Raw genomic sequence first — 20958 nt, forward strand, 5'->3', positions numbered from 1 at the left:
GAGTAATTAAAACGGTGGTGAGGGGTGCTTCATTGGAAGAACGTTCGGCGTCGGCGCCAGCGGCAGAGGGTGTAAACAGTCCTGCCGGTGCACAAACCGGTGTTGCGTCGTCCGCGCGTTCCGGTTCGCTGGTCCCTGTCGACAACTCGGGCACACGCCCCACGTTCCCCGGCCGCAGGGAACGCACCCGGTCCCGCCTTGCCAGGCTGACCGGGCGCGGCACCGCCACGTACTCTCCCATCCTTGAACCACTGCTCCGCACGGTCCGCGCCAATAACCCCAAAGAGGACTTCGACCTCATCCAGCGCGCCTTCGATGTGGCAGAGCGCAGCCACCGCGGGCAGAAGCGCAAGAGCGGGGACCCCTACATCACCCACCCGGTGGCCGTGGCCACCATCCTTGCCGAACTTGGACTCAGCGGCACCACGCTTGCAGCAGCACTGCTGCACGACACCGTCGAAGACACCCCCTACACCCTGGCCGACCTGAAGCGGGACTTCGGACCCGAAGTCGCCATGCTGGTGGACGGCGTGACCAAGCTGGACAAAGTCAGTTTCGGTGAGGCAGCCCAGTCCGAAACCGTCCGCAAGATGGTCGTCGCCATGGCCAAGGACATCCGTGTGCTGATGATCAAGCTCGCGGACCGCCTGCACAACGCCCGCACCTGGCGTTTCGTCTCACCCGAATCCTCAGCCCGCAAAGCCCGGGAAACCCTGGAGATCTTCGCGCCGCTGGCCCACAGGCTCGGCATGAACACCATCAAGTGGGAACTCGAGGACCTGTCCTTCGCCGCGCTCTACCCCAAGGTGTATGAAGAGATCGTCCGCATGGTGGGGGACCGGACCCCGGAGCGGGAAAAGAGCCTGGCCGTCATCCGCGACCAGATCACGGAGGACCTGCGGGCCGCGCGCATCAAGGCCACCATTACGGGCAGGCCCAAGCACTACTACTCCATCTACCAAAAGATGATCGTCCGCGACAAGGACTTCGACGACATCAACGACCTCATGGGCGTCCGCGTCCTGGTGGACTCCGTCCGGGACTGCTACGCCGCCCTGGGAACGATGCATTCGCGCTGGAACCCGCTGCCCGGCAGGTTCAAGGACTACATCGCGATGCCCAAGTTCAACATGTACCAGTCCCTGCACACCACGGTGATTGGCCCCGGCGGCAAGCCTGTGGAAATCCAGATCCGGACCCACGAAATGCACCGTCGCGCCGAATATGGCGTGGCGGCGCACTGGAAGTACAAGGACCAGCCCAACCGCACCGCAGTCGGCCCGGGAAGCCCCCGCGACGGTGACATGGGATGGCTCCGTTCCCTGGTGGACTGGCAGCAGGAAACCTCGGATCCCGGCGAGTTCCTCGATTCGCTCCGGTTTGAGATCAACGCCCGCGAAGTCTTTGTGTTCACACCCAAGGGTGAAGTCATGGCGCTCCCGGCAGGGTCCACCCCCGTGGACTTCGCCTATGCCGTGCACACCGAGGTGGGGCACCGCACCATCGGCGCACGGGTCAACGGCAAGCTGGTCCCGCTCAACAGCGAACTGAACCATGGCGATTGGGTGGAGATCTTCACCTCCAAAGCCGAGGGGGCCGGGCCGAGCCAGGACTGGCAGCACTTCGTCAAGAGCGCCCGGGCGCGCAACAAGATCCGCCAGTGGTTCAGCAAGGAGCGCCGCGAGGAGGCGATCGACCGCGGCAAGGAACTGCTGACGCGCGCCATGCGCAAGCAGAACCTGCCCCTGCAGCGCCTGATGACCCACGAAGCCCTGGCCGCCGTCGCCGAAGAGTTCAAGTACGCCGACATCTCCGGGCTCTACGCCGGCGTGGGAGACGGGCACACGTCCGCCCAGTCGGTGATGGAAAAGCTGATCGAAAGCCTTGGCGCCAACGAAAGCGCCGACGATGACGTCGCCGAAGTCAGTATTCCCACGCAGGTCACAAAGGCCCGCTTCTCCGATTCCGGCGTTGTCGTCCGGGGCGTGGGCGACGTCTGGGTGAAGCTGGCCCGCTGCTGCACTCCCGTGCCGCCGGATCCGATCCTGGGCTTCGTGACCAGGGGGTCGGGCGTCTCGGTGCACCGAACGGACTGCACCAACATCTCGGACCTGAAGGACCAGCCGGACCGGATCGTGGACGTCGACTGGGCGCCGACGCAGTCCAGCGTCTTCCTGGTGGAAATCCAGGTGGAGGCACTGGACCGGAAATCGCTGCTGTCCGACGTAACGCGTGTCCTCTCGGACAATCACGTCAACATCCTGGCGGCCAGCGTGCACACCTCCACCGACCGGGTGGCGATTTCACGGTTTGCCTTCGAGATGGGCGATCCCAAGTACCTGAGCCACGTCCTCAGCGCCGTCCGCCGGATCGACGGCGTCTTCGACGTCTACCGCACCACCGGCAACAAGCGCCGAAGCTAACCCGCCGAGCTTCTCCAGGGCGGCCCGCTTGTGCGGCATCCGCGGCGATGCCTCGATTGCCCTGACCAGGAGGCGCAGGCGGACATCCTGCTCCGGTCGTGACAGCAATGCCGTAAGGGCGGGCACCGCCCGCTCCGGCTCGACATGCAGTGCGATGTCCAACGCCGTCCGCAGGGGACTGGAGACCATCAGGCCGCCCAGACTGACCACATCAAACGGGCCGAGCCTCACCTCATGCAGGGTGCAGCCCCGGGTGCTGCGCAGGCTTGACACTCTCCGCTTCGCATCCACCAGCAGCGCCAGCCGGTCGGGTTCCGCCGCGCAACCGTAGATCCAGGCCGCGGTCATCCGGCCGGCAACAACCCGCTGCCGGATGGCGGCCGGCACCACGCCCGCCGCCGCCCGCGCCCGCAGCTGCGGGGAGGCGCCAAGGCCGGGGAGGATGTAGCCGTGCTGGTGGAAGCGGGCCAGCAGGCCGTCAGCGGCGAGGGACTGGAGTTCAGGGCCGGCGAAGGGGCTGCCCGGCGCATACAGCTCGGGAAAACGCGGGGCAGGAGCAGCCCCGGGTCCTGCTACCGGACCGCCGGAAGCGGAAGGATGCGGGCCCCTGCCCGCGCCGGCGGCGGGGGAAGCTGAGGGTGTTGCCATCACCCCATCCTGCCGCGGATCCCGTAAACAGAAACAGGCCCGGTTCCGGTTATGTGGATAACCGGAACCGGGCCTGTTGCCGCACCTAAGGGGCAGGAAGCTTACGCCAATTCGCTCGCTGAGCGCTGGATCTGGTCCAGCCAGGCCTGGCGGGCTTCGAGGGCTTCACGGGCTGCCTTGATCTTGCGCTGGTCGCCGCTCTGCTCTGCCTTGGCGAGGTCTTCCTGCAGTCCCGCAATGGCGGACTCCAGCTGCGACAGCGCGCTGTTGGTGCGGGCTTTGCGTTCCGGGTTGGACCGCTGCCACTGCTCCTCCTCGGCGTGGCGCACGGCATCTTCAACCTTCCGCAGGCCGGCCTCGACGCGGCCCATATCGGCGCGCGGCACCTTGCCGGCCTCTTCCCAGCGGTCGCGGATGGACTGCAGCGCCTTCTTGGCGGCGGCCAGGTCCTTGACCGGCAGGATTTCGTTGGCCTCGACGAGGAGTGCCTCCTTGACGGTCAGGTTGGCAGCGTATTCCTGGTCGATCTCGTCGTTGGCGGCCTGGCGGTTCGTGAAGAACACGTCCTGGGCAGCGCGGAACCGGGCCCAGAGGGCGTCGTCGTCCTTGCGGCTGGCCCGCGGTGATGCCTTCCACTGGTCCATGAGCCGGCGGTACTCGCCCGCGGCGAATCCCCAGTCCGTCGACGTGGACAGTGCTTCGGCCTCTGCGATCAGCTTTTCCTTCGCAGCCTTGGCAGCGGAGTTGTTGCTGTCCAGCTGGGAGAAATATGCGCGGCGGTGGCGGTCAAAGACGGTGCGGGCAGCCCGGAAGCGCTTCCAGAGCGCGTCTTCATTGGAGCGGCCGAGCCTGACGCCGCTCTTCTGCGCGGCCTTCCAGTTCTCGAAGAGCTCGTTCATGCGGGCACTGGAGGTCTTCCACTGCGTTTGGGCGGGGTCCTGGCCGGAGATCTGTTCGGCCTCGGCCACGATGGCCTCGCGGGCAGCAAGTTCAGAGGCACGCACGGCGTCGTGCTCAGCCTTTTCGGCCTTCTCCAGTTCGGTGATCTGGCCGGCCAGCTTGTCCAGCCGGGCCTCGGCGGCGCGGAGGTCGCCCACTATGTTCCGTTCGGCAAGCTGTTCGCGCAGGTGAGTGACGGTCTTCTGCATGTCCGTGCTCGGCGCCTTGGAGCTGACCCGCTGTTCCAGGAGCACGATCTGGGCCAGGACGTCGTCATATTTCCTGGCGAAGTAGGCCAGCGCCTCGTCGTCGCTGACCCCGGGGTACTGTCCCACGAGGTGCTCGCCGTCGTCGATCTTCAGGAAGACGTGGCCGTCACCCTCCACGCGAGCCCACTTTGCGGCCTCGGCGACGGAGGTGCTGGGCGCAGCGGGTACGGGGGCGGCAACGGGCGCTGCAGCCGCAGGCTTGGGACGGGAGGCGAAGGCTGCGGGGGAGGGCGCTGACGGCCGCGGCCCCGGTGCGGGAGCAGGAGCGGGCGCGGGGGCAGCAGCGGGTTCCGGGGCCGGAGTTTCCGCCGCGGCGGCCTCTTCCCGAGCTGCAGGTTCCTGGGCGCCTGCGGCATCGATTCCTGCACCGTCAGCGGCCGGCGCCGCCGTTTCGGTCAGGTCTGTTGCTATTTCGTCGGATTGCTGACTGTCTGTCACCGCTAAAAGTCTTTCGCTTGGAGGGAACTGCTCAGGTTCTGCACCGGCCGCAAGCGGCCCGGCTTCCTACTTCAGAGAAAACGAGTCTATCGTGACTGGTTGTTTTGGCGCGCCGTCCGTGTCGCTGCTGCCCGGGGTGATGCCGGCGGCGGCAATGTTGGACACCACGTCCAGGCCTGAGGTCACCTTGCCCACCACGGTGTAGCCGCCCGCCGTGTCGGGACTGATGACGGTGTCCTTGTAGACGACGAAGAACTGCGTCCCGTTTCCGTAGGCGTTATTTCCGGTGCGGGCCACGGCAATGGTCCCGGCGGGATAGGTGTTGTCGGCCGGGGTGTTCTCCAGCGGCCCCCAGGTGTAGTTGGGGTCGCCCTGGCCGTCTCCGCCGGGGGAGCCGCACTGCAGCACGGCGAATGCTTCGGCAGTGGTCAGCCGGTGGCAGGTTTTGCCGTTGAAGTAGCCTTCGTCGCTGAGGGATTTGAAGACGGCGGCCGCCTGCGGAGCTTTGGTCCCGTCCAGCTCCACGCCGAGCGGGCTGCCGTTCAGGAGCAGCTCACCAGTGAAGGTCTTCCCGGCCGCGGTGTCGGCGGCCGGGATGTTGGGTCCATTGCTGGCCTGTGCGGAGGGAGTGGCGGAAGGGCTTGCCGAGGCGGATGGCTCGGTCAGGCCTGCCTGCGCGGCAGCGTATTCGTCCTCGGTAGGGTTCCCTGCAAAGGCTGTGAGCTGAAGGACGACGGCGAGCAGCACGGCGGCGGTTCCGGCGCCGGCGGCCACAAGGTTGTCGCGCTTGCGCCGTTTCTCCTGCTCACGCCGCAGCTCGCGCTTGGCCTCCATTTGCTGGATGCGCCGTTTCGTCTCGCGGGCACTGCGTGAACTGGCCGCCAAGGGTCCTCCTTCTCGTCGGGCTGCGCATGGCCCGGGCAGGCAGCCAGGCGCAGGTGATCGGCCGCCAGGATCCGCCGGTCCGCCGTATTAGAGATGCACACGGATGACGCATAAACTGGCTGCCGCACATAGTTTATGCATGACTGGCCGGGCTGCAGCCCCAAGGCGCCGACAACGGCGGCCGCGGCAGCTCCAGCGCACCTTTCCACCCAAAGGAGAACCTTCCCCATGGCACGCACCGCCTCCCTGTCCGGATTCCCCGAGTGGCTTCCCGAGGAGCGGCTGGTGGAGCTGCATGTGCTGGATACCCTGCGCCGGGTCTTTGAACTGCACGGGTTCGCCTCGATCGAAACCCGCGCCGTGGAGACAGTGGGCCAGTTGCTGCGCAAAGGCGAAATCGACAAGGAAGTTTACGGACTCAGCCGCCTCCAGGAGGACGACAGCGACAACCCGGTCAAGGGCGGCAAGGCCGATCCGCACGCACTCGCCCTGCACTTTGACCTCACCGTCCCCTTCGCCCGGTACGTCGTGGAGAACGCCGGCTACCTTGCATTCCCCTTCCGCCGCTACCAGATCCAGAAGGTCTGGCGGGGCGAGCGGCCGCAGGAAGGCCGGGCCCGTGAATTCACCCAGGCCGACATCGACGTGGTGGGTGACGGCGAACTGCCGTTCCGTTACGACGTGGAGATCGCCCTGGTGATCGCCGAAGCGCTCAGCGCGCTGCCCATCCCGGACTTCCGGCTCCGGGTCAACAACCGGAAACTCGCTGAAGGCTTCTACCGCGGCATTGGACTTGAGGACACCGCCGGGGTGCTGCGCAGCATCGATAAGCTCGAAAAGATCGGCCCCGCGAAGGTGGCGGAGCTGCTCAAGTCCGAACTCGGCGCAACCGACGGGCAGGCGGAGAAGGCACTCCAGCTGGCGGCAATCCGCACCGAGGACACCTCTTTCGTGGCACAGGTCCGGGCACTGGGGGTCAGTGACGACCTTCTCGACGAAGGCCTTGACGAGCTCGAGCAGGTCATCGACGCCGCAGTCCAGCGCGCCCCCGGCAAGGTCCTGGCCGACCTCAGCATTGCCCGCGGCCTGGACTACTACACGGGCACCGTGGTGGAGACGGTGCTGGTGGGCCACGAACAGCTTGGCTCGATTTGCTCCGGCGGCCGGTATGACGCCCTGGCATCGAAGGGCAACCGGAAGTTCCCCGGGGTCGGGCTCTCCATCGGCGTCACCCGCCTGGTGTCCCGGATCCTCAGCCAGGACCTGGCGAGGGCGTCCCGGTCGGTTCCCACTGCGGTGCTGGTGGCCCTGACCCACGATGACAGCTGGGGCGCGGCCCAGGACGTGGCGGCCCTGCTGCGCAGCAGGGGCATCCCCACGGAAGTGGCGGCGAAGGCGGACAAATTCGGCAAGCAGATCAAATTCGCGGACCGGCGGGGCATTCCGTTTGTCTGGTTCACGGACGACGACGGCACGCACCAGGTCAAGGACATCCGTACCGGTGAGCAGGTGCTGGCTGCCCCGGAGACCTGGATGCCGCCGGTGGAAGACCTCACCGTGCAGGTGGCGACCACTGAGCAGGCTGCGGCCGCAGTTTAGGCGGCTGCCCGGTGCTGCCTGAAACGCAGCACCAGCCAGCGCCCGGCAACGCCGGCGGCCAGGACCGCGGCCATGGTCAGCACCGGCGCGGGCGGCAGTGTGAAGGCCAGGACCACGCAACCAACAAACCCGGCGGCGTTCAGCCAGCGGGGCGCATAGCCGGGACGGACCACGAGGGTGAACGCGGAGGCGTTCGCCACGGCGTAGTAGACCAGCACGCCGAAGCTTGAGAAACCCACCACCGTCATCACGTCGGTCGTCAGCAGGAGCAGGATGACGACGGCGGCCACAGCCAATTCAGCGGCAACCGGGACCGTGTGCCGCCCGCCCACCCTGGCGAGGAAGCCGGGCAGGTCCCGTTCCCGCGCCATGGCCAGTGTGGTCCGCCCAACTCCGGTGATGAGCGCGAGGAGGGCGCCCAGGCAGGCGGCAGCGGCTCCTGCCTGCACCACCGGTGATCCGCCGGCCAGCTGCGACTGAAGGACGGCGTCCAGCAAAGGTGTGCCGGTCGTGGCCAGAGCTCCGCCAAGATGGTTCAGCAGGAGCAGCGCGAGCGCCAGGTAAATCGCGAAAGCCGCAGCCAGGGCGGCGAGGATGGCCCGGGGGATGGAACGCGCAGGGTCCTTGACCTCTTCACCAAGGGTGGCAATCCGTGCGTAGCCGGCGAAGGCGAAGAACATCAGCCCGGCGGCGGGGAGGACGCCCCAGGCGCCGTTTGCCGGTCCGGCCGGTTCCGCTGCTGCCGGATGCGGGCCGAGTGCCGCGGCAAGGGCCACGAAGACCAGGGCGGCCAGGACCATGCACAGCAGGATGCGGGTGAGCAGGGCGGTCCGTGTGATCCCCATCAGGTTGACGCCGGTGAGGGCCAGCACGGCGGCGATTGCCACGGGCACTGCGAAGCCGTGTGCCACGTAGTTGCCAAACGTCAGCGCCATCGCAGCGCAGGAGGCCGTTTTGCCGGTGACGAAGCCCCAGCCGGCCAAAAAGCCCGGCCACTCGCCCAGCTGCCTGCGGCCGTACACGTAGGTTCCGCCGCTGGTGGGGTATTTCGCTGCAAGGGCGGCTGACGCCACTGCGTTGCAGTACGCCACCACCCCGGCGATGGCAACGGAGAGCACCAGCAGGTTCCCCGCCAGCCCGGCGGCCGGGGCGAACACGGCAAAGACGCCGGCACCCAGCATGGAACCGAGGCCGATGGCGGTGGCATCGAACGTACCAAGCCGTCGTTGCAGCTGCTGCTGGGCGCTCATGCGGCGGCAGTCCCCTTCCAACGGGTAAACTCGGACGGGATCGTTCCTGGAACGATCATATTGAACTTCGCTGTTAGCTTCCCGCTGTTACCCCGCAGAAAGGCGTGCTGTGCTGCGCACACATGACCTCGGATCCCTTCGCTCCGAGCACATTGGACAAACCGTAACCCTGGCCGGCTGGGTGGGCCGCCGCCGTGATCACGGTGGTGTGGCCTTCGTGGACCTGCGCGATGCCTCGGGCGTCTCCCAGGTGGTGGTGCGGGAGGAAGAGGTCTTCCACGGGCTGCGCAACGAATACGTCCTGCAGGTCAAGGGCACAGTGTCCAAGCGGCCCGAAGGCAACGAAAACCCGGCCCTGGCCACCGGCGAAATCGAGGTCATCGCCGAGGAAGTCACCATCCTTAACACCTCGGACCCGCTGCCGTTCCAGATCGACGAGCACGTCGAAGTGGGCGAGGAAGCCCGGCTCAAGCACCGCTACCTGGACCTCCGCCGTCCCGGCCCCAGCCGGAACCTTCGCCTGCGTTCCGAGGCCAACCGGGTGGCCCGCGAACTGCTCCACCACGAGGGCTTCGTGGAGATTGAGACGCCCACGCTGACCCGTTCCACCCCGGAAGGCGCCCGTGACTTCCTGGTTCCGGCACGCCTGGCGCCCGGTTCCTGGTACGCCCTTCCGCAGTCCCCGCAGCTGTTCAAGCAGCTGCTGCAGGTGGGCGGCTTCGAGAAGTACTACCAGATCGCCCGCTGCTACCGCGACGAGGACTTCCGCGCGGACCGCCAGCCGGAATTCACCCAGCTGGACATCGAGGCCAGCTTCGTGGACCAGGACGACATCATCAGGCTCGGCGAAAACATCGTCAAGGCTGTGTGGCAGCTCATCGGCGTCGACATCCCCACGCCCATCCAGCGGATCACGTACGCCGACGCCATGGCGCGGTACGGCTCGGACAAGCCGGACCTGCGCTTCGGCCAGGAGCTGACCGAGCTGACCGACTTCTTCAAGGACACCAACTTCGGCGTCTTCAAGGCGCCCTACGTCGGTGCCGTCGTCATGCCCGGTGGCGCCTCCCAGGCACGCCGCGCCCTGGATGCCTGGCAGGAATGGGCCAAGCAGCGCGGCGCCAAGGGCCTGGCCTACGTCCTCTACAAGGAGGACGGCGAGCTGGCCGGACCGGTCGCCAAGAACCTCACGGACATCGAACGCGCCGGCCTGGCCGACGCCGTGGGCGCAAAACCCGGCGACTGCATCTTCTTTGCCGCCGGCGAGAAGACCCCTTCGCGTGCCCTCCTCGGCGCGGCCCGCGTGGAGATCGGCCACCGCACCGGCCTGATCGATCCCACCGACTGGGCATTCTGCTGGGTGGTCGACGCGCCCATGTTCGAGCCCGCAGCTGCCGCCGTTGCCTCCGGCGACGTGGCCGTGGGAGCAGGCCAGTGGACTGCGGTGCACCACGCCTTCACCTCGCCCAAGCCCGAATTCCTTGACACGTTCGACAAGGACCCGGAATCGGCGCTCTCCTACGCCTACGACATCGTGTGCAACGGCAACGAAATCGGCGGCGGCTCCATCCGTATCCACCAGCGGGACGTGCAGGAGCGTGTCTTCGAACTGATGGGCCTGGACAAGGAGGACGCCCAGACCAAGTTCGGCTTCCTGCTTGAGGGCTTCAAGTACGGCGCCCCGCCGCACGGCGGTATCGCCTTCGGCTGGGACCGCGTGGTCTCGCTGCTGGCGGGCGTCGAGTCCATCCGGGACGTCATCGCCTTCCCGAAGTCCGGTGGCGGCCACGACCCCCTGACGGAGGCCCCGGCGCCCATCACCCCGCAGCAGCGCAAGGAAGCCGGCGTGGACTTCAAGCCCGAGGCCAAAAAGCCCGAGGTCAAGAAATCCGAAGTCAAGAAGCCCGAAGACACCAAGTAGCAGTACAGGGAACGGCCGCAGCAGGCCCGGCCACCTGGAGGCTCCCCGTGCAACCGGGGAGCCTCCGGGTTTAACGGCCCTGATCCAAAAGGAGCAGTCCGTGACCGCAACACAGCCCCTGGAGCGCGCCCCGATGGACCTGGAAACCGCAATGGACGCCGCGTGGCCGGCCCTCGACCGGCACGAGGCCGGCGGGTGGGTGCTGCGGGCTGCCGGCGGCGTGACCCAGCGAGCCAACTCCATCTGGCCGCGAACCATAAGCGGGGATCCGGACCTGCAGCAGGCCCAGCTCCGCGAAGCCCGGTCCTGGTACCGCAGCCGGCGGCTGCCGGTGATCTTCCAGGTCTTCGACGGGCAGCACGCTGCCGCACTCAACGGCCTGCTTGATGCCGAGGGCTTTACCTGGCAGTCCGAAACCCTCGTCATGACGCGCGGGCCGTTGACCGGAACATCGGAGCAGGCTGGGGTGGAAATCTCCCGGGAGCCGTCTGCCGACTGGCTGGAAGCCTGGTGGGAGGTGGACGGACGCAGCGGTGCGGACGCCCTGGCCACGGCGCGGGACATCCTGCTGGGCTGTCCGTCCATCTATGCACTGGTGCGCGACGGGCACGGGCTGCCGGCCGCCGTCGGGCGCCTGGCCATTCCGGCCGATGGCGCCCACGGGGGTGTGTACTGCATGGCCACCCGGGCGGAGGCACGCCGCCGGGGCCATGGCGCCGCCGTGTTGCGGGCCCTGCTGCACGCCAGGGCGGAACAGGGGCTGTCCGGCTACTGGCTGCTGGTGACGGCGCCCAACCACGCGGCGCAAGCCCTGTATGCCACTGCCGGGTTCACGGAAGCGGGGCGCTACCGGTACAGGCAGGAGCGTCCCCGCCCGCGCTCTGACGGGTTGCTGAACGACGCCCGGCAGCGGCAGGAAGAAGCGCCGCCTACCCGGCCGGATCCGTCACCGTGACCCGCACCGAGCACGCGTCCGCAGCGGCTTTCTTCACAACGGCGGCCCGGGGATCTGCCACATCCAGGTAGCCAAGGCGGGGGAGCCGGGCATACTCCCGCAGGGCCGGGTCCGCAAGGACGAGGCCGGCCAGGGTCCTGTCGCCGCCGGGCACCACGTACTCGAACGGGGCAGCGCGGAACACCTGCGCAGCCTGTTCCGCCACGGCGGCCACCAGGGCGTCCGCCTGGTTGGACCGGCGCCGGGCGAATCGCTGCTGGGACTGGCCGCCCGCGGCAGTTCGTGACTGCACGTAGCGGGTGCCCGCCTTGGACGCCAGCAGCAGTCCCTCGCTGGCCACACCGATCCCGTAGCCGCCGCGCCGCACCAGCAGCAGTCCGACCCGCCGCGGCTGGGAGGCCAGGGCCGCGAGCCGTTCCAGGGGGCCTGCGCCCCGTCCGGGCCGGCCGTCGTCCGGCCAGGGTGCCTGCAGCAGCGCCGTGGCACCGTCGGCTGCCACCAGGTGGAGGCCGTCGTCGCCGTCCTGCAGCCGGTAGCCGCCGTGGGCGGCCCCGAACCGCTCGGCCCAGCCCGCCAGCCGGGGCCCGGAAACGAAGGTTGTCCGGACAGACGGCGTACCGCCGGCGGCAGCAGGGGTTGGCATGGGGATTCCTTCCGTGGCGGAACGCGGGCGGCGCAGGTGGGCAATGGAAGTAGCCTATCTAGGTGGATGATCTCTTCGGGCACGGCCCCGACAACGACGACGACGATGGTCCGGTCGCCGCGGGCAGCCCCGGGGCGGGCACCGGAGCCAAGGCGCCGCGCAGCCCGCTCGCCGTGCGGATGCGGCCGCGCACGCTGGACGAAGTGGTGGGCCAGCAGCACCTCCTGGGCCAGGGTTCGCCGCTGCGCCAGCTGGCGGCAGGCGCCGATGCCGCGGGGCCGGCAGGTCCCAGTTCGCTGATCCTGTGGGGGCCGCCCGGCACCGGCAAGACCACGCTCGCTCACGTGATCGCCCGGGGACCGGGGCGCAAGTTCGTGGAACTGTCCGCCATCACCGCCGGCGTTAAGGACGTGCGCCGCGTCATGGATGATGCCCTCACCGCCCGCGACCTGTACAAGACCACCACCGTCCTGTTCCTGGACGAGATCCACCGCTTCAACAAGGCCCAGCAGGACGCCCTGCTGCCCGGCGTAGAAAACCGCTGGGTGGTCCTGGTGGCAGCCACCACCGAAAACCCGTCGTTCTCGGTGGTGTCGCCGCTGCTGTCCCGTTCCCTGCTCCTCACGCTCAAGCCGCTGACGGACGCCGACATCGAGGGCCTGCTGGTGCGGGCCGTGGCGGATCCCCGGGGCCTGGGCGGGAAGGTGCAGCTTAGCGATGAAGCGCTGGAGCACCTCGTGCGGTTGTCCGGCGGTGACGCCCGCCGGGCCCTGACTGCGCTGGAAGCCGCCGCCGGCGTCGCTTTCGGTGACGCGGACGACGTCGAACGTTCCGCAGGGGAGGACGGTGCGGCCGGGGAGCCGGTCACCGCAGAGCCGGTCACCGTGGACCTGCGCCACACCGAACGCGCCCTGGACGTCGCGGCCGTCCGCTACGACCGCGCCGGGGACCAGCACTATGACGTGGCCAGTGCCTTCATCAAGTCCATCAGGGGCTCGGACGTTGACGCGGCGCTGCACTACCTCGCCCGCATGCTCGAGGCGGGGGAGGACCCGCGCTTCGTGGCCCGGCGGATCGTCATTTCCGCGGCGGAGGACGTGGGCATGGCGGATCCCAGCGCCCTGCAAACGGCCGTCGCGGCGGCGCAGGCGGTCCAGCTCATCGGGATGCCCGAGGGCCGGATCATCCTCGCCGAGGCGGTGGTCCACCTGGCAACGGCACCAAAGTCGAACGCGGCCTACATGGGCATCAACAAGGCCATCGCGGACGTCAGGGCCGGACTCGGCGTCGGGATCCCCGCACACCTGCGCGATGCGCACTACCCCGGGTCCAAGCAGCTGGGCCATGGCGTGGGCTACAAGTACGCCCACGACGCACCCCACGCCGTCGCCACCCAGCAATACCCGCCGGATGACCTCGTGGGCCGCGACTACTACCAGCCCACCGGCAACGGCGCCGAACGCGACATTGCCCAGCGGCTGGAGCGGCTGCGCAGGATTGTCCGCGGCAAGTGAGCCCGTGGTAGGCTGGATCTTCGTCTGGCAAGGCTCGGACGCACAATCTCCCCACTTTCACGTGGGGAAGGTTATGCCCTGCGCCCAGTAGCAAAAGGCAGCGGTTGGCCGATGCTCTCCATCGTGGAGGCCAGTAACACTGACACACCGCAGATATTGGAAGGACACAAGTGGCTAACAACACTCGTGCTCGCCGTCAGGCCCGCCTCTCGCGGTCCCTCGGCATCGCTCTGACCCCCAAGGCCGCCAAGTACATGGAGCGCCGCCCGTACGGCCCCGGTGAGCATGGCCGTGCCCGCAAGAAGCAGGACTCCGACTACGCAGTCCGCCTGCGTGAAAAGCAGCGCCTGCGCGCCCAGTACGGCATCCGCGAAGCACAGATGACCCGTGCCTTCGAAGAGGCCCGCCGCACCAAGGGCCTGACCGGTGAAAACCTCATCGAACTGCTCGAAATGCGCCTTGACGCCCTGGTCCTGCGTGCCGGTTTCGCCCGCACCATCGCCCAGGCCCGCCAGCTGGTTGTGCACCGCCACATCATGGTTGACGGCATCCGCGTTGACCGTCCGTCGTTCCGCGTCGGCGAGGGCCAGCTGGTCCACGTCCACAGCCGCAGCGAGACCATGGTCCCGCTCCAGGTTGCCGCAGCCGGCGCCCACCGCGACGTCCTGCCTGCCGTTCCGGCCTACCTGGACGTCAAGCTCGAGGCACTCCAGGCCCGCCTGGTCCGCCGCCCGAAGCGCTCCGAAATCCCGGTGACCTGCGAAGAGCAGCTCGTCGTCGAATTCTACGCACGCTAAACCCCAGCAGCGTATCCAAAGAAGCCCGTGGCAAGCGCCGCGGGCTTCTTTGTATGTAAGGTACTTGGGGGACATATGCGCAACGCGCCCCTCCGGGGCCCCGCGCGATGGCACCCAACCACAGAATTTCGAGGAGATGAAACGTCTATGTCTGGTGGCGATATTGCCGGCCTGATCGCTGCCGGAGTCTTCGCACTCCTGGTGCTGCTGCTCGCGGTGCCCATCCTGAAGCTGGGGAAGGTCTTTGACGAGGTCCGCACCGCCATCAAATCCATCAGTGACGGCGCCACGCCCCTGATGGACGAGGTCACCGCCACCGTCTCCACCACCAACCAGCAGCTGAAGAAGGTGGACGGCATCGCATCCAATGTCTCGGATGCGTCCGCCAACATTTCGGCCCTGTCCTCCCTGGTTGCCGCCACGGTCGGTTCCCCGCTCATCAAGGTCGCCGCTTTCAGTTACGGGGTCCGCACGGCCCTCGCCAACCGCCGGAAGCCCGCAGCCGGGCGCCGCAGCCGCTAGATTCGGAAAGAACGAGAATGAAACGACTTGTCTGGATGGGAATCGGCGTGGCCATCGGTGTCATCGCCTTCCGCAAAGTGACCCAAGCCCAGTCCAGCCTCGGCCCGGAAGGCCTCAACCGCGCCGTGGGCAGGCTTGCCGACGGGGTCTACGACTTCGCCGACGCCGTCCGCGCGGGGATGCGCGAACGTGAAACGGACCTGCGCAGCGCCCTCGGCGTCGACGCGGCAGACGTAGTCCGCCGCTGAACCCGCGGGCCCGGCCCGCACCAGAACCAAACGGCAGGGACCACCCCAAGGAACCAGCCATCTGAACGAACTTTCCGCGCCGCCTGGCGGGGCGGACCACGAAGGGTAAGAAACAGCTCATGAAGTCGCAGGAGATCACCAAGCGCTGGGTGGACTTTTTTGTCAGCAAAGGCCACACCGCGGTTCCTTCCGCCTCACTGGTCTCCAGCGACCCCTCGCTGCTGTTCACGGTGGCCGGCATGGTCCCGTTCATCCCCTACCTGACGGCCCGCGAAGAGGCGCCGTACTCCCGCGCCACCAGCGTGCAGAAGTGCATCCGCACCGGCGATATCGAGGAAGTGGGCAAGACCGCCCGGCACGGCACGTTCTTCCAGATGTGCGGCAACTTCTCCTTCGGCGACTACTTCAAGGAAGACGCCATCAAGTTCGCCTGGGAGCTGCTCACCAAGGGCGTTGACGACGGCGGCTACGGCCTCGAGCCGGAGCGGCTCTGGGTCACCGTGTACGAAGAGGACGACGAAGCCAGGGACCTTTGGCTGAAGAACACCGGCGTCCCCGCCAGCCGCATCCAGAAGATGGGCAAGTCGGACAACTACTGGTCCACGGGCCAGCCCGGCCCCGCCGGCCCCTGCTCGGAAATCTACTACGACCGTGGTCCCGCCTACGGCGTCGAGGGCGGCCCGGAAGCCGACGACAACCGCTATGTCGAAATCTGGAACCTCGTGTTCATGCAGTACCAGATCGACAACGTCCGCTCCAAGGTGGACTTCGACATCGTGGGTGAGCTGCCCAAGAAGAACATCGACACCGGCCTGGGCATGGAACGCCTTGCGATGATCCTGCAGGGCGTCGAGAACATGTACGAGACCGACCAGGTCCGCCCCGTGATCGACAAGGCGGCCGAACTGTCCGGCAAGGAATACACCTCCGCGGAGTCCGACGACGACCCGCACCACACCGATGATGTCCGGATGCGCGTCGTGGCCGACCACATCCGCTCCGCGCTGATGCTGATCGCCGACGGCGTGGTTCCGTCCAACGAGGGCCGCGGGTACGTGCTGCGCCGCCTCATTCGCCGGGCTGTCCGCGCCATGCGGCTCCTCGGCGTCGAGCAGGCCTGCCTGCCGGAGCTGCTGCCCGCCTCCCGCGACGCCATGAAGGGCGTCTACCCTGTGGTTGAAACCGACTTCGACCGGATCAGCCGGATTGCCTACGCCGAAGAGAAGGCCTTCCTGCGTACCATCGCCTCCGGAACGGCACGCCTGGAGGAAGCCGTTGTGGCTTCCAAGGCTGCGGGCAAGCCGCTGTCCGGCGACGACGCCTTCACGCTGCACGACACCTACGGCTTCCCGATCGACCTCACGCTGGAAATGGCCGAAGAGGCCGGGCTGAAAGTGGATGAGGCCGCCTTCCGCAGCCTCATGCAGGAACAGCGCCAGCGTGCCCAGGCCGATGCCAAGTCCAAGAAGGGCGGCCACGCAGACCTCACCGTCTTCCAGGACATCCTGGCCCAGGGTGAGACAGTCTTCACCGGCTACACCGAACTCGACGGCGAGTCCCGCGTCCGCGGCCTGCTCACCGGCGGGCGTCAGGTGCAGCAGGCCTCCACCGGCGACGAGATCGAGCTCGTGCTGGCCGAGACGCCGTTCTACGCCGAAGCCGGCGGCCAGGCCGCGGACACCGGCCTGATCACCGGCGACGGGTTCGTCGTCGAGGTCCTGGACGTCCAGCGCCCGCTCAAGGGCCTGAGCGTGCACAAGGCGATCGTCCGCGAGGGCGAGATCGGGGCCGATTCCCTGGTGCGCGCCGCCGTCGACCGTGAACGCCGCCATGCCGCCGAGCAGGCGCACACCGGAACCCACATCGTGCACGCCGCGCTGCACCAGATCCTTGGACCCGAAGCTACCCAGCGCGGATCCTTCAACAAGGCCGGCTACCTGCGGTTCGACTTCGCCTGGGGCGAGGGCCTGAGCACGGCGACGCGATCCGAAATCGAGGAAGTCTCCAACCTGGCCATCCGCAACAACTACACGGTGGAAACCAAGATCATGGGGCTGGCCGAGGCCAAAGCCATGGGCGCCATGGCGCTCTTCGGCGAGAACTACGGCAGCGAAGTACGCGTGGTGGAGATCGACGGCGCCTGGTCCCGTGAGCTGTGCGGCGGAACCCACGTGGCCAACACGTCACTGATCGGCAGCCTTTCGCTCCTGGGCGAGCAGTCCGTGGGCTCGGGCAACCGGCGCGTGGAGGCGTTCGTGGGTATGGAAGCCTTCCGCCACCTGGCAGCCGAGCGGGCGCTGGTCACCGAACTGACCGACCTCCTTAAGGTTCCGTCCGGGCAGCTCGCCGACAGGATTTCGGCCACCCTGGCCAAGCTCAAGGCGACCGAGAAGGAACTCGACCGGCTCCGCAAGGAACAGCTGGCAGCAGCCGCCGGACAGCTTGTGGACACCGCCACGGACGCAGCAGGCGTTCGCGTCATCGCGCACGACGCCGGAACGGTCAGTGGCGCGGACAACCTCCGTGGCCTGGCGCTGGACCTGCGGAACCGTCTCGGTTCGCAGGCCGCTGCCGTGGCCGTCGCCGGCGTCGCCAACGACCGTCCGCTCATTCTCGTAGCCACCAACGAGGCGGCCCGTGAGGCCGGCGTGAAGGCCGGCGCCCTGGTGCGTATTGCGGCCGGTGTCCTGGGTGGTGGCGGCGGTGGCAAGGACGACGTCGCCCAGGGCGGCGGAACCGACGCCCTGAAGGTCGGCGCTGCCCTGGCCGCTGTCGTCGACGCCATCTCAAGGCGCTAGACCCGCCATGACCAGTGCTGTTGCTGCCGGCGGCTACCCCCAGGGCGTCAAACTGGGGGTGGACGTCGGCACCGTCCGGGTCGGGGTGGCCATCTGCGACCGCGACGCGATCCTCGCAACCCCTTACAAAACCCTTGACCGGAACGCCCGGAAAAACTCCGACGTGCGCGTCATCGCCAAGCTCGCGGAGGAACTCGGCGCCGTCCAGGTCATTGTGGGCCTGCCCCGGACCATGAAGGGCGAGGAACGGACCTCCGCGACCATGGCCAGGGACTACGCGGAACTGCTTGCGGCTGAGCTTGCCGGCCGCGGCCTGGCGGTCCCTGTGAACCTCGTGGATGAGCGGCTCAGCAGCGTCTCGGCGCACCGCGACCTGCACGAAGCTGGCATGAGCAGCAGGAACCACCGTAAAGTAGTTGATCAGGTCGCGGCGGCGGGTATCCTGCAGCACGCCATCGACATGCAGAAAGCCAGGGGAGCGGATGTCGGCTCACGCGTGACGCCGCCTCCCCCTGCCGTGGACCTGGGGGTCAGCGCCAAGGACGAGCCTGTCCGCGGCACCCCGGGGGACACGGCCCGATCTTCAGATAATGGAAGGCAACAGTGAGCCCTGCCAACATTGACGACACTTCCGGTCCGGTGGACCCCGCGCTGGGGCGGCCGCTGACCCGCAAGGAGCTTCGGGCGCGCGAGAAGAGCCTCAACACGGGTGGCCACGACGCCGTCCCCCCGCAGGCGTACGAAACGGGCGAGGTCCCTCCGCCGCCGGCGGCGCCGCCCGCTGCTTCTGCCGCACCGGAGCCTTCCTTCGCCCCGCTTCCCGGCGCAGGTACCGTTCCGGCGGCTCCCGAGGCGCCGCCCTCCATCCAGGAGGAACAGCCCGCCGCCGGGCCCCGCGTCGACAGCCCGCAGCACGAAGACATGCATCCTGGCCACGAGGTCCCGGCCCCTGGCGAACCGCACGCTGCCCAGGCCGTCCCAATGATGGCCGGACACCGGTATGCGGCTGACGCGAACTACGCCGACGACGTCCACTACGCGGACAGGCACGACTACCAGGAAGACGTGCACGATGACCAGGCATATGCCCCCGCCGGCTACCACGACGACGCACACCCGGAGCCGGACCACAGCGACGCAGGCCACCATCTGCTCCCCGGTTCTTCGGCAGCCCAGGCAGTGCCCCGCCCATCCAAGAAGGTCCGCCGCCGCCGTCGACTGCTGGCGCTCTTCCTCACCCTGGCCGTCTTCGTCACGGCCGTGGCCGTGGGCGCGCAGTTCCTTAAGCCCCTCCTGGGCGGCGGCAAGCCCTCCGACTACCCGGGTCCGGGTACGGGTGAAGTCCGTGTGACGGTGGACAATGGGGAAGGTACCCGCTCGGTCGCCACAGACCTGGAAAACCAGCATGTGATCGCCAACGCGGACACGTTCCTGCAGGCGTTCCACGCCTCCGGCGGAACCTTGTCGCCGGGTGACTACACCTTCAAGACCGAGATGAAGAACGCTGACGCAGTCAACGTGCTGCTCGGCAAGGACAAGACCAAGGTCATTTACTTTGCGCTCAGCGCCGGTCTTCGCATCGGCGAGTCCCTGCAGGCTATTTCCGAAGGCTCTGGGGTGTCCATACAGCAACTCCAGGCGCTCAGCGACCAGCCCACGCAGTTTGGCCTGCCCGCCAAGGCCAAGAACCTCGAGGGCTACCTGGCCCCGGGCGAGTACCGCTTCCCACTGGGGACCCCCGCCAAGGACATCCTCCAGTCGCTGGTCAAGGCCACCGTTGACGAACTGGTCTCCCAGGGCATCACCGACCCCGCCAAACAGTACGAGGCCGTCATCGTGGCAAGCATCGTCCAGGCCGAAGGCGGCCAGGCCGACTACGGCGACGTCGCCGGGGCCATCTACAACCGGCTCAAGCCCAACGACCAGACCGGCGGCTTCCTGCAGGTGGACTCCGCGGTGACCTACGGCCTCGGTACCAGGAGCTTCAACTTCACGGATGAGCAGCGCCAGGACAAATCGAACCCGTACAACACCTATGCGAACCCCGGCCTGCCGCCGGGACCGATCGGATCGCCGGGCAAGACTGCCATCGACGCTGCCGCCAGGCCCAAGTCCAACGATTACCTGTACTGGGTGACCATCAACCTGGACACCAAGGAAACCAAGTTCGCCAAGACGCTGGCCGAGCACAACGCCTACGTTGAGCAGTACAACGCCTGGTGCAAGGCCAACGCGGGCCGCTGCACATGAGCCTGCGGGCTGCCGTCCTGGGCCATCCCATCAGCCACTCGAAATCCCCGGCCCTGCACCTTGCGGCGTATGGGCGGCTGGACGCCGGTATCAGCTACACAGCCATCGACGTCACCGAGGAACTGCTGCCGTCCTTCATGCGCCAGATCCGGAACCAGCCCGGCTGGCGCGGGCTGTCGGTGACCATGCCGCTGAAGACGGCCATGCTGGACCATGTCGATGAAGTGCGGGGAGTGGCGCGGACCCTGGGCGTGGTCAATACGGTGTCTTTCGAGGACACTGCGAACGGTCCCCGCGCCGTCGGTTCCAACACGGACGTCGCCGGGATTGTCAACGCCCTTCGGCATGCCGGTACCCGGATGGCTCCATCTGCCGTCATCCTGGGTGGCGGGGGAACTGCTGCGTCAGCCGTCGCGGCCTTGCGGGAACTCGGGACCACCAGCGTCAGGATCTTTGTTCGCGACGCTTCCCGTACGGCCGATGTCCGCACGGCAGCGGAGAGCCTGGGCGTTGCCCTCGAAATCGGCCCCCTGGCCGCCGCCGCCCGCCCGACAGCGGAAGCCGACGTCGTTATTTCCACCCTGCCGCCACGCGCGGCAGACGGACTCGCCGCCGAAGTCGCCGCGCTCAAGACGCCGACTCCGGGCGTCCTGCTGGATGTGGCGTATGACCCGTGGCCCAGCCTCTTGGCCTCGGTGTGGCAGGCCGGCGGCGGCCGCGTGGTGCCCGGACTTGAGATGCTGCTGTACCAGGCAGTGGAGCAGGTGCGCCTCTTCTCCCGGCGTGGGGAAGACGTTAACGCAGCTGTCATAGATGTGATGTGTGACGCAGTCGGCCTTGCCCGGCGGGCGTTGTGACC

Annotated in this window: 17 protein-coding genes; 12 read left to right on the forward strand and 5 right to left on the reverse strand. The window is 67.8% G+C overall.

Annotation, left to right across the window (positions count from 1 at the left end; genetic code table 11):
• Window positions 1–32 precede the first annotated feature (32 nt).
• A complete protein-coding gene (locus tag AC2JAJ_RS17380; protein WP_221384832.1) occupies window positions 33–2423 on the forward strand; it encodes a RelA/SpoT family protein in 2391 nt (796 codons plus the stop codon).
• Here the strand turns inward: AC2JAJ_RS17380 and AC2JAJ_RS17385 are convergent.
• From AC2JAJ_RS17385 to AC2JAJ_RS17395, 3 genes are all read right to left on the reverse strand, one after another.
• Window positions 2304–3071, reverse strand: coding sequence for a type IV toxin-antitoxin system AbiEi family antitoxin (locus AC2JAJ_RS17385; RefSeq protein WP_486415042.1), 768 nt, complete (start codon window positions 3069–3071; stop codon window positions 2304–2306). The genes AC2JAJ_RS17380 and AC2JAJ_RS17385 overlap by 120 nt on opposite strands.
• A gap of 101 nt (window positions 3072–3172) precedes the next feature.
• Window positions 3173–4717 carry a DUF349 domain-containing protein gene (locus AC2JAJ_RS17390; protein ID WP_486415041.1) on the reverse strand — a complete coding sequence of 515 codons (1545 nt, stop codon included), beginning with the start codon at window positions 4715–4717 and terminating at the stop codon, window positions 3173–3175.
• 66 nt (window positions 4718–4783) lie between these two features.
• Window positions 4784–5602, reverse strand: coding sequence for a peptidylprolyl isomerase (locus AC2JAJ_RS17395; RefSeq protein ID WP_486415040.1), 819 nt, complete (start codon window positions 5600–5602; stop codon window positions 4784–4786).
• A gap of 228 nt (window positions 5603–5830) precedes the next feature.
• Between AC2JAJ_RS17395 and hisS the strand changes: the two genes are divergently transcribed.
• A complete protein-coding gene (hisS, locus tag AC2JAJ_RS17400; protein ID WP_486415039.1) occupies window positions 5831–7201 on the forward strand; it encodes a histidine--tRNA ligase in 1371 nt (456 codons plus the stop codon).
• On the opposite strand, the gene AC2JAJ_RS17405 is transcribed toward hisS, so the two are convergent.
• The gene (locus AC2JAJ_RS17405) at window positions 7198–8451 is read right to left on the reverse strand and encodes an amino acid permease (RefSeq protein ID WP_501053222.1); all 1254 of its coding nucleotides are present in this window, start codon (window positions 8449–8451) and stop codon (window positions 7198–7200) included. The two genes, hisS and AC2JAJ_RS17405, sit on opposite strands and share 4 nt — an antisense overlap.
• Window positions 8452–8560: 109 nt before the next feature.
• Between AC2JAJ_RS17405 and aspS the strand changes: the two genes are divergently transcribed.
• Together aspS and AC2JAJ_RS17415 are read left to right on the forward strand one after the other, a co-directional pair.
• Window positions 8561–10372: an aspartate--tRNA ligase gene (gene aspS / locus AC2JAJ_RS17410; RefSeq protein WP_221384844.1), complete on the forward strand. Its 1812-nt coding sequence runs from the start codon at window positions 8561–8563 to the stop codon at window positions 10370–10372.
• A 100-nt stretch (window positions 10373–10472) separates the two neighbouring features.
• Window positions 10473–11327, forward strand: coding sequence for a GNAT family N-acetyltransferase (locus AC2JAJ_RS17415; RefSeq protein ID WP_486415038.1), 855 nt, complete (start codon window positions 10473–10475; stop codon window positions 11325–11327).
• Here AC2JAJ_RS17415 and AC2JAJ_RS17420 read toward each other — a convergent pair.
• The gene (locus tag AC2JAJ_RS17420) at window positions 11302–11970 is read right to left on the reverse strand and encodes an acVLRF1 family peptidyl-tRNA hydrolase (protein WP_486415037.1); all 669 of its coding nucleotides are present in this window, start codon (window positions 11968–11970) and stop codon (window positions 11302–11304) included. The two genes, AC2JAJ_RS17415 and AC2JAJ_RS17420, sit on opposite strands and share 26 nt — an antisense overlap.
• 62 nt (window positions 11971–12032) lie before the next feature.
• On the opposite strand from AC2JAJ_RS17420, the gene AC2JAJ_RS17425 reads away from it, so the two are divergent.
• From AC2JAJ_RS17425 to AC2JAJ_RS17460, 8 genes are all read left to right on the forward strand, one after another.
• Window positions 12033–13484, forward strand: a complete 1452-nt coding sequence (locus AC2JAJ_RS17425; RefSeq protein WP_486415036.1) for a replication-associated recombination protein A — start codon at window positions 12033–12035, stop codon at window positions 13482–13484.
• A gap of 170 nt (window positions 13485–13654) precedes the next feature.
• A complete protein-coding gene (gene rpsD / locus AC2JAJ_RS17430) occupies window positions 13655–14281 on the forward strand; it encodes a 30S ribosomal protein S4 (protein WP_043454433.1) in 627 nt (208 codons plus the stop codon).
• Between the two features lie 147 nt (window positions 14282–14428).
• Window positions 14429–14803: a DUF948 domain-containing protein gene (locus AC2JAJ_RS17435; RefSeq protein ID WP_221384849.1), complete on the forward strand. Its 375-nt coding sequence runs from the start codon at window positions 14429–14431 to the stop codon at window positions 14801–14803.
• Window positions 14804–14820: 17 nt separating this feature from the next.
• Window positions 14821–15051 carry a DUF6167 family protein gene (locus AC2JAJ_RS17440; protein ID WP_221384851.1) on the forward strand — a complete coding sequence of 77 codons (231 nt, stop codon included), beginning with the start codon at window positions 14821–14823 and terminating at the stop codon, window positions 15049–15051.
• 119 nt (window positions 15052–15170) lie between these two features.
• Window positions 15171–17849: an alanine--tRNA ligase gene (gene alaS / locus AC2JAJ_RS17445; protein ID WP_486415035.1), complete on the forward strand. Its 2679-nt coding sequence runs from the start codon at window positions 15171–15173 to the stop codon at window positions 17847–17849.
• A gap of 7 nt (window positions 17850–17856) precedes the next feature.
• Entirely contained in the window at window positions 17857–18456 is a 600-nt protein-coding gene (gene ruvX, locus AC2JAJ_RS17450; protein ID WP_221384855.1) for a Holliday junction resolvase RuvX, read from the forward strand.
• Entirely contained in the window at window positions 18453–20099 is a 1647-nt protein-coding gene (mltG, locus tag AC2JAJ_RS17455; RefSeq protein ID WP_486415034.1) for an endolytic transglycosylase MltG, read from the forward strand. The genes ruvX and mltG overlap by 4 nt, the downstream gene beginning before the upstream one ends.
• Window positions 20096–20956 (forward strand): shikimate dehydrogenase, encoded by an 861-nt coding sequence (locus tag AC2JAJ_RS17460; RefSeq protein ID WP_486415033.1) that lies wholly within the window; start codon window positions 20096–20098, stop codon window positions 20954–20956. The genes mltG and AC2JAJ_RS17460 overlap by 4 nt, the downstream gene beginning before the upstream one ends.
• Window positions 20957–20958: the final 2 nt, after the last annotated feature.

The sequence above is a fragment of the Arthrobacter sp. MOO21 genome (assembly GCF_057369995.2).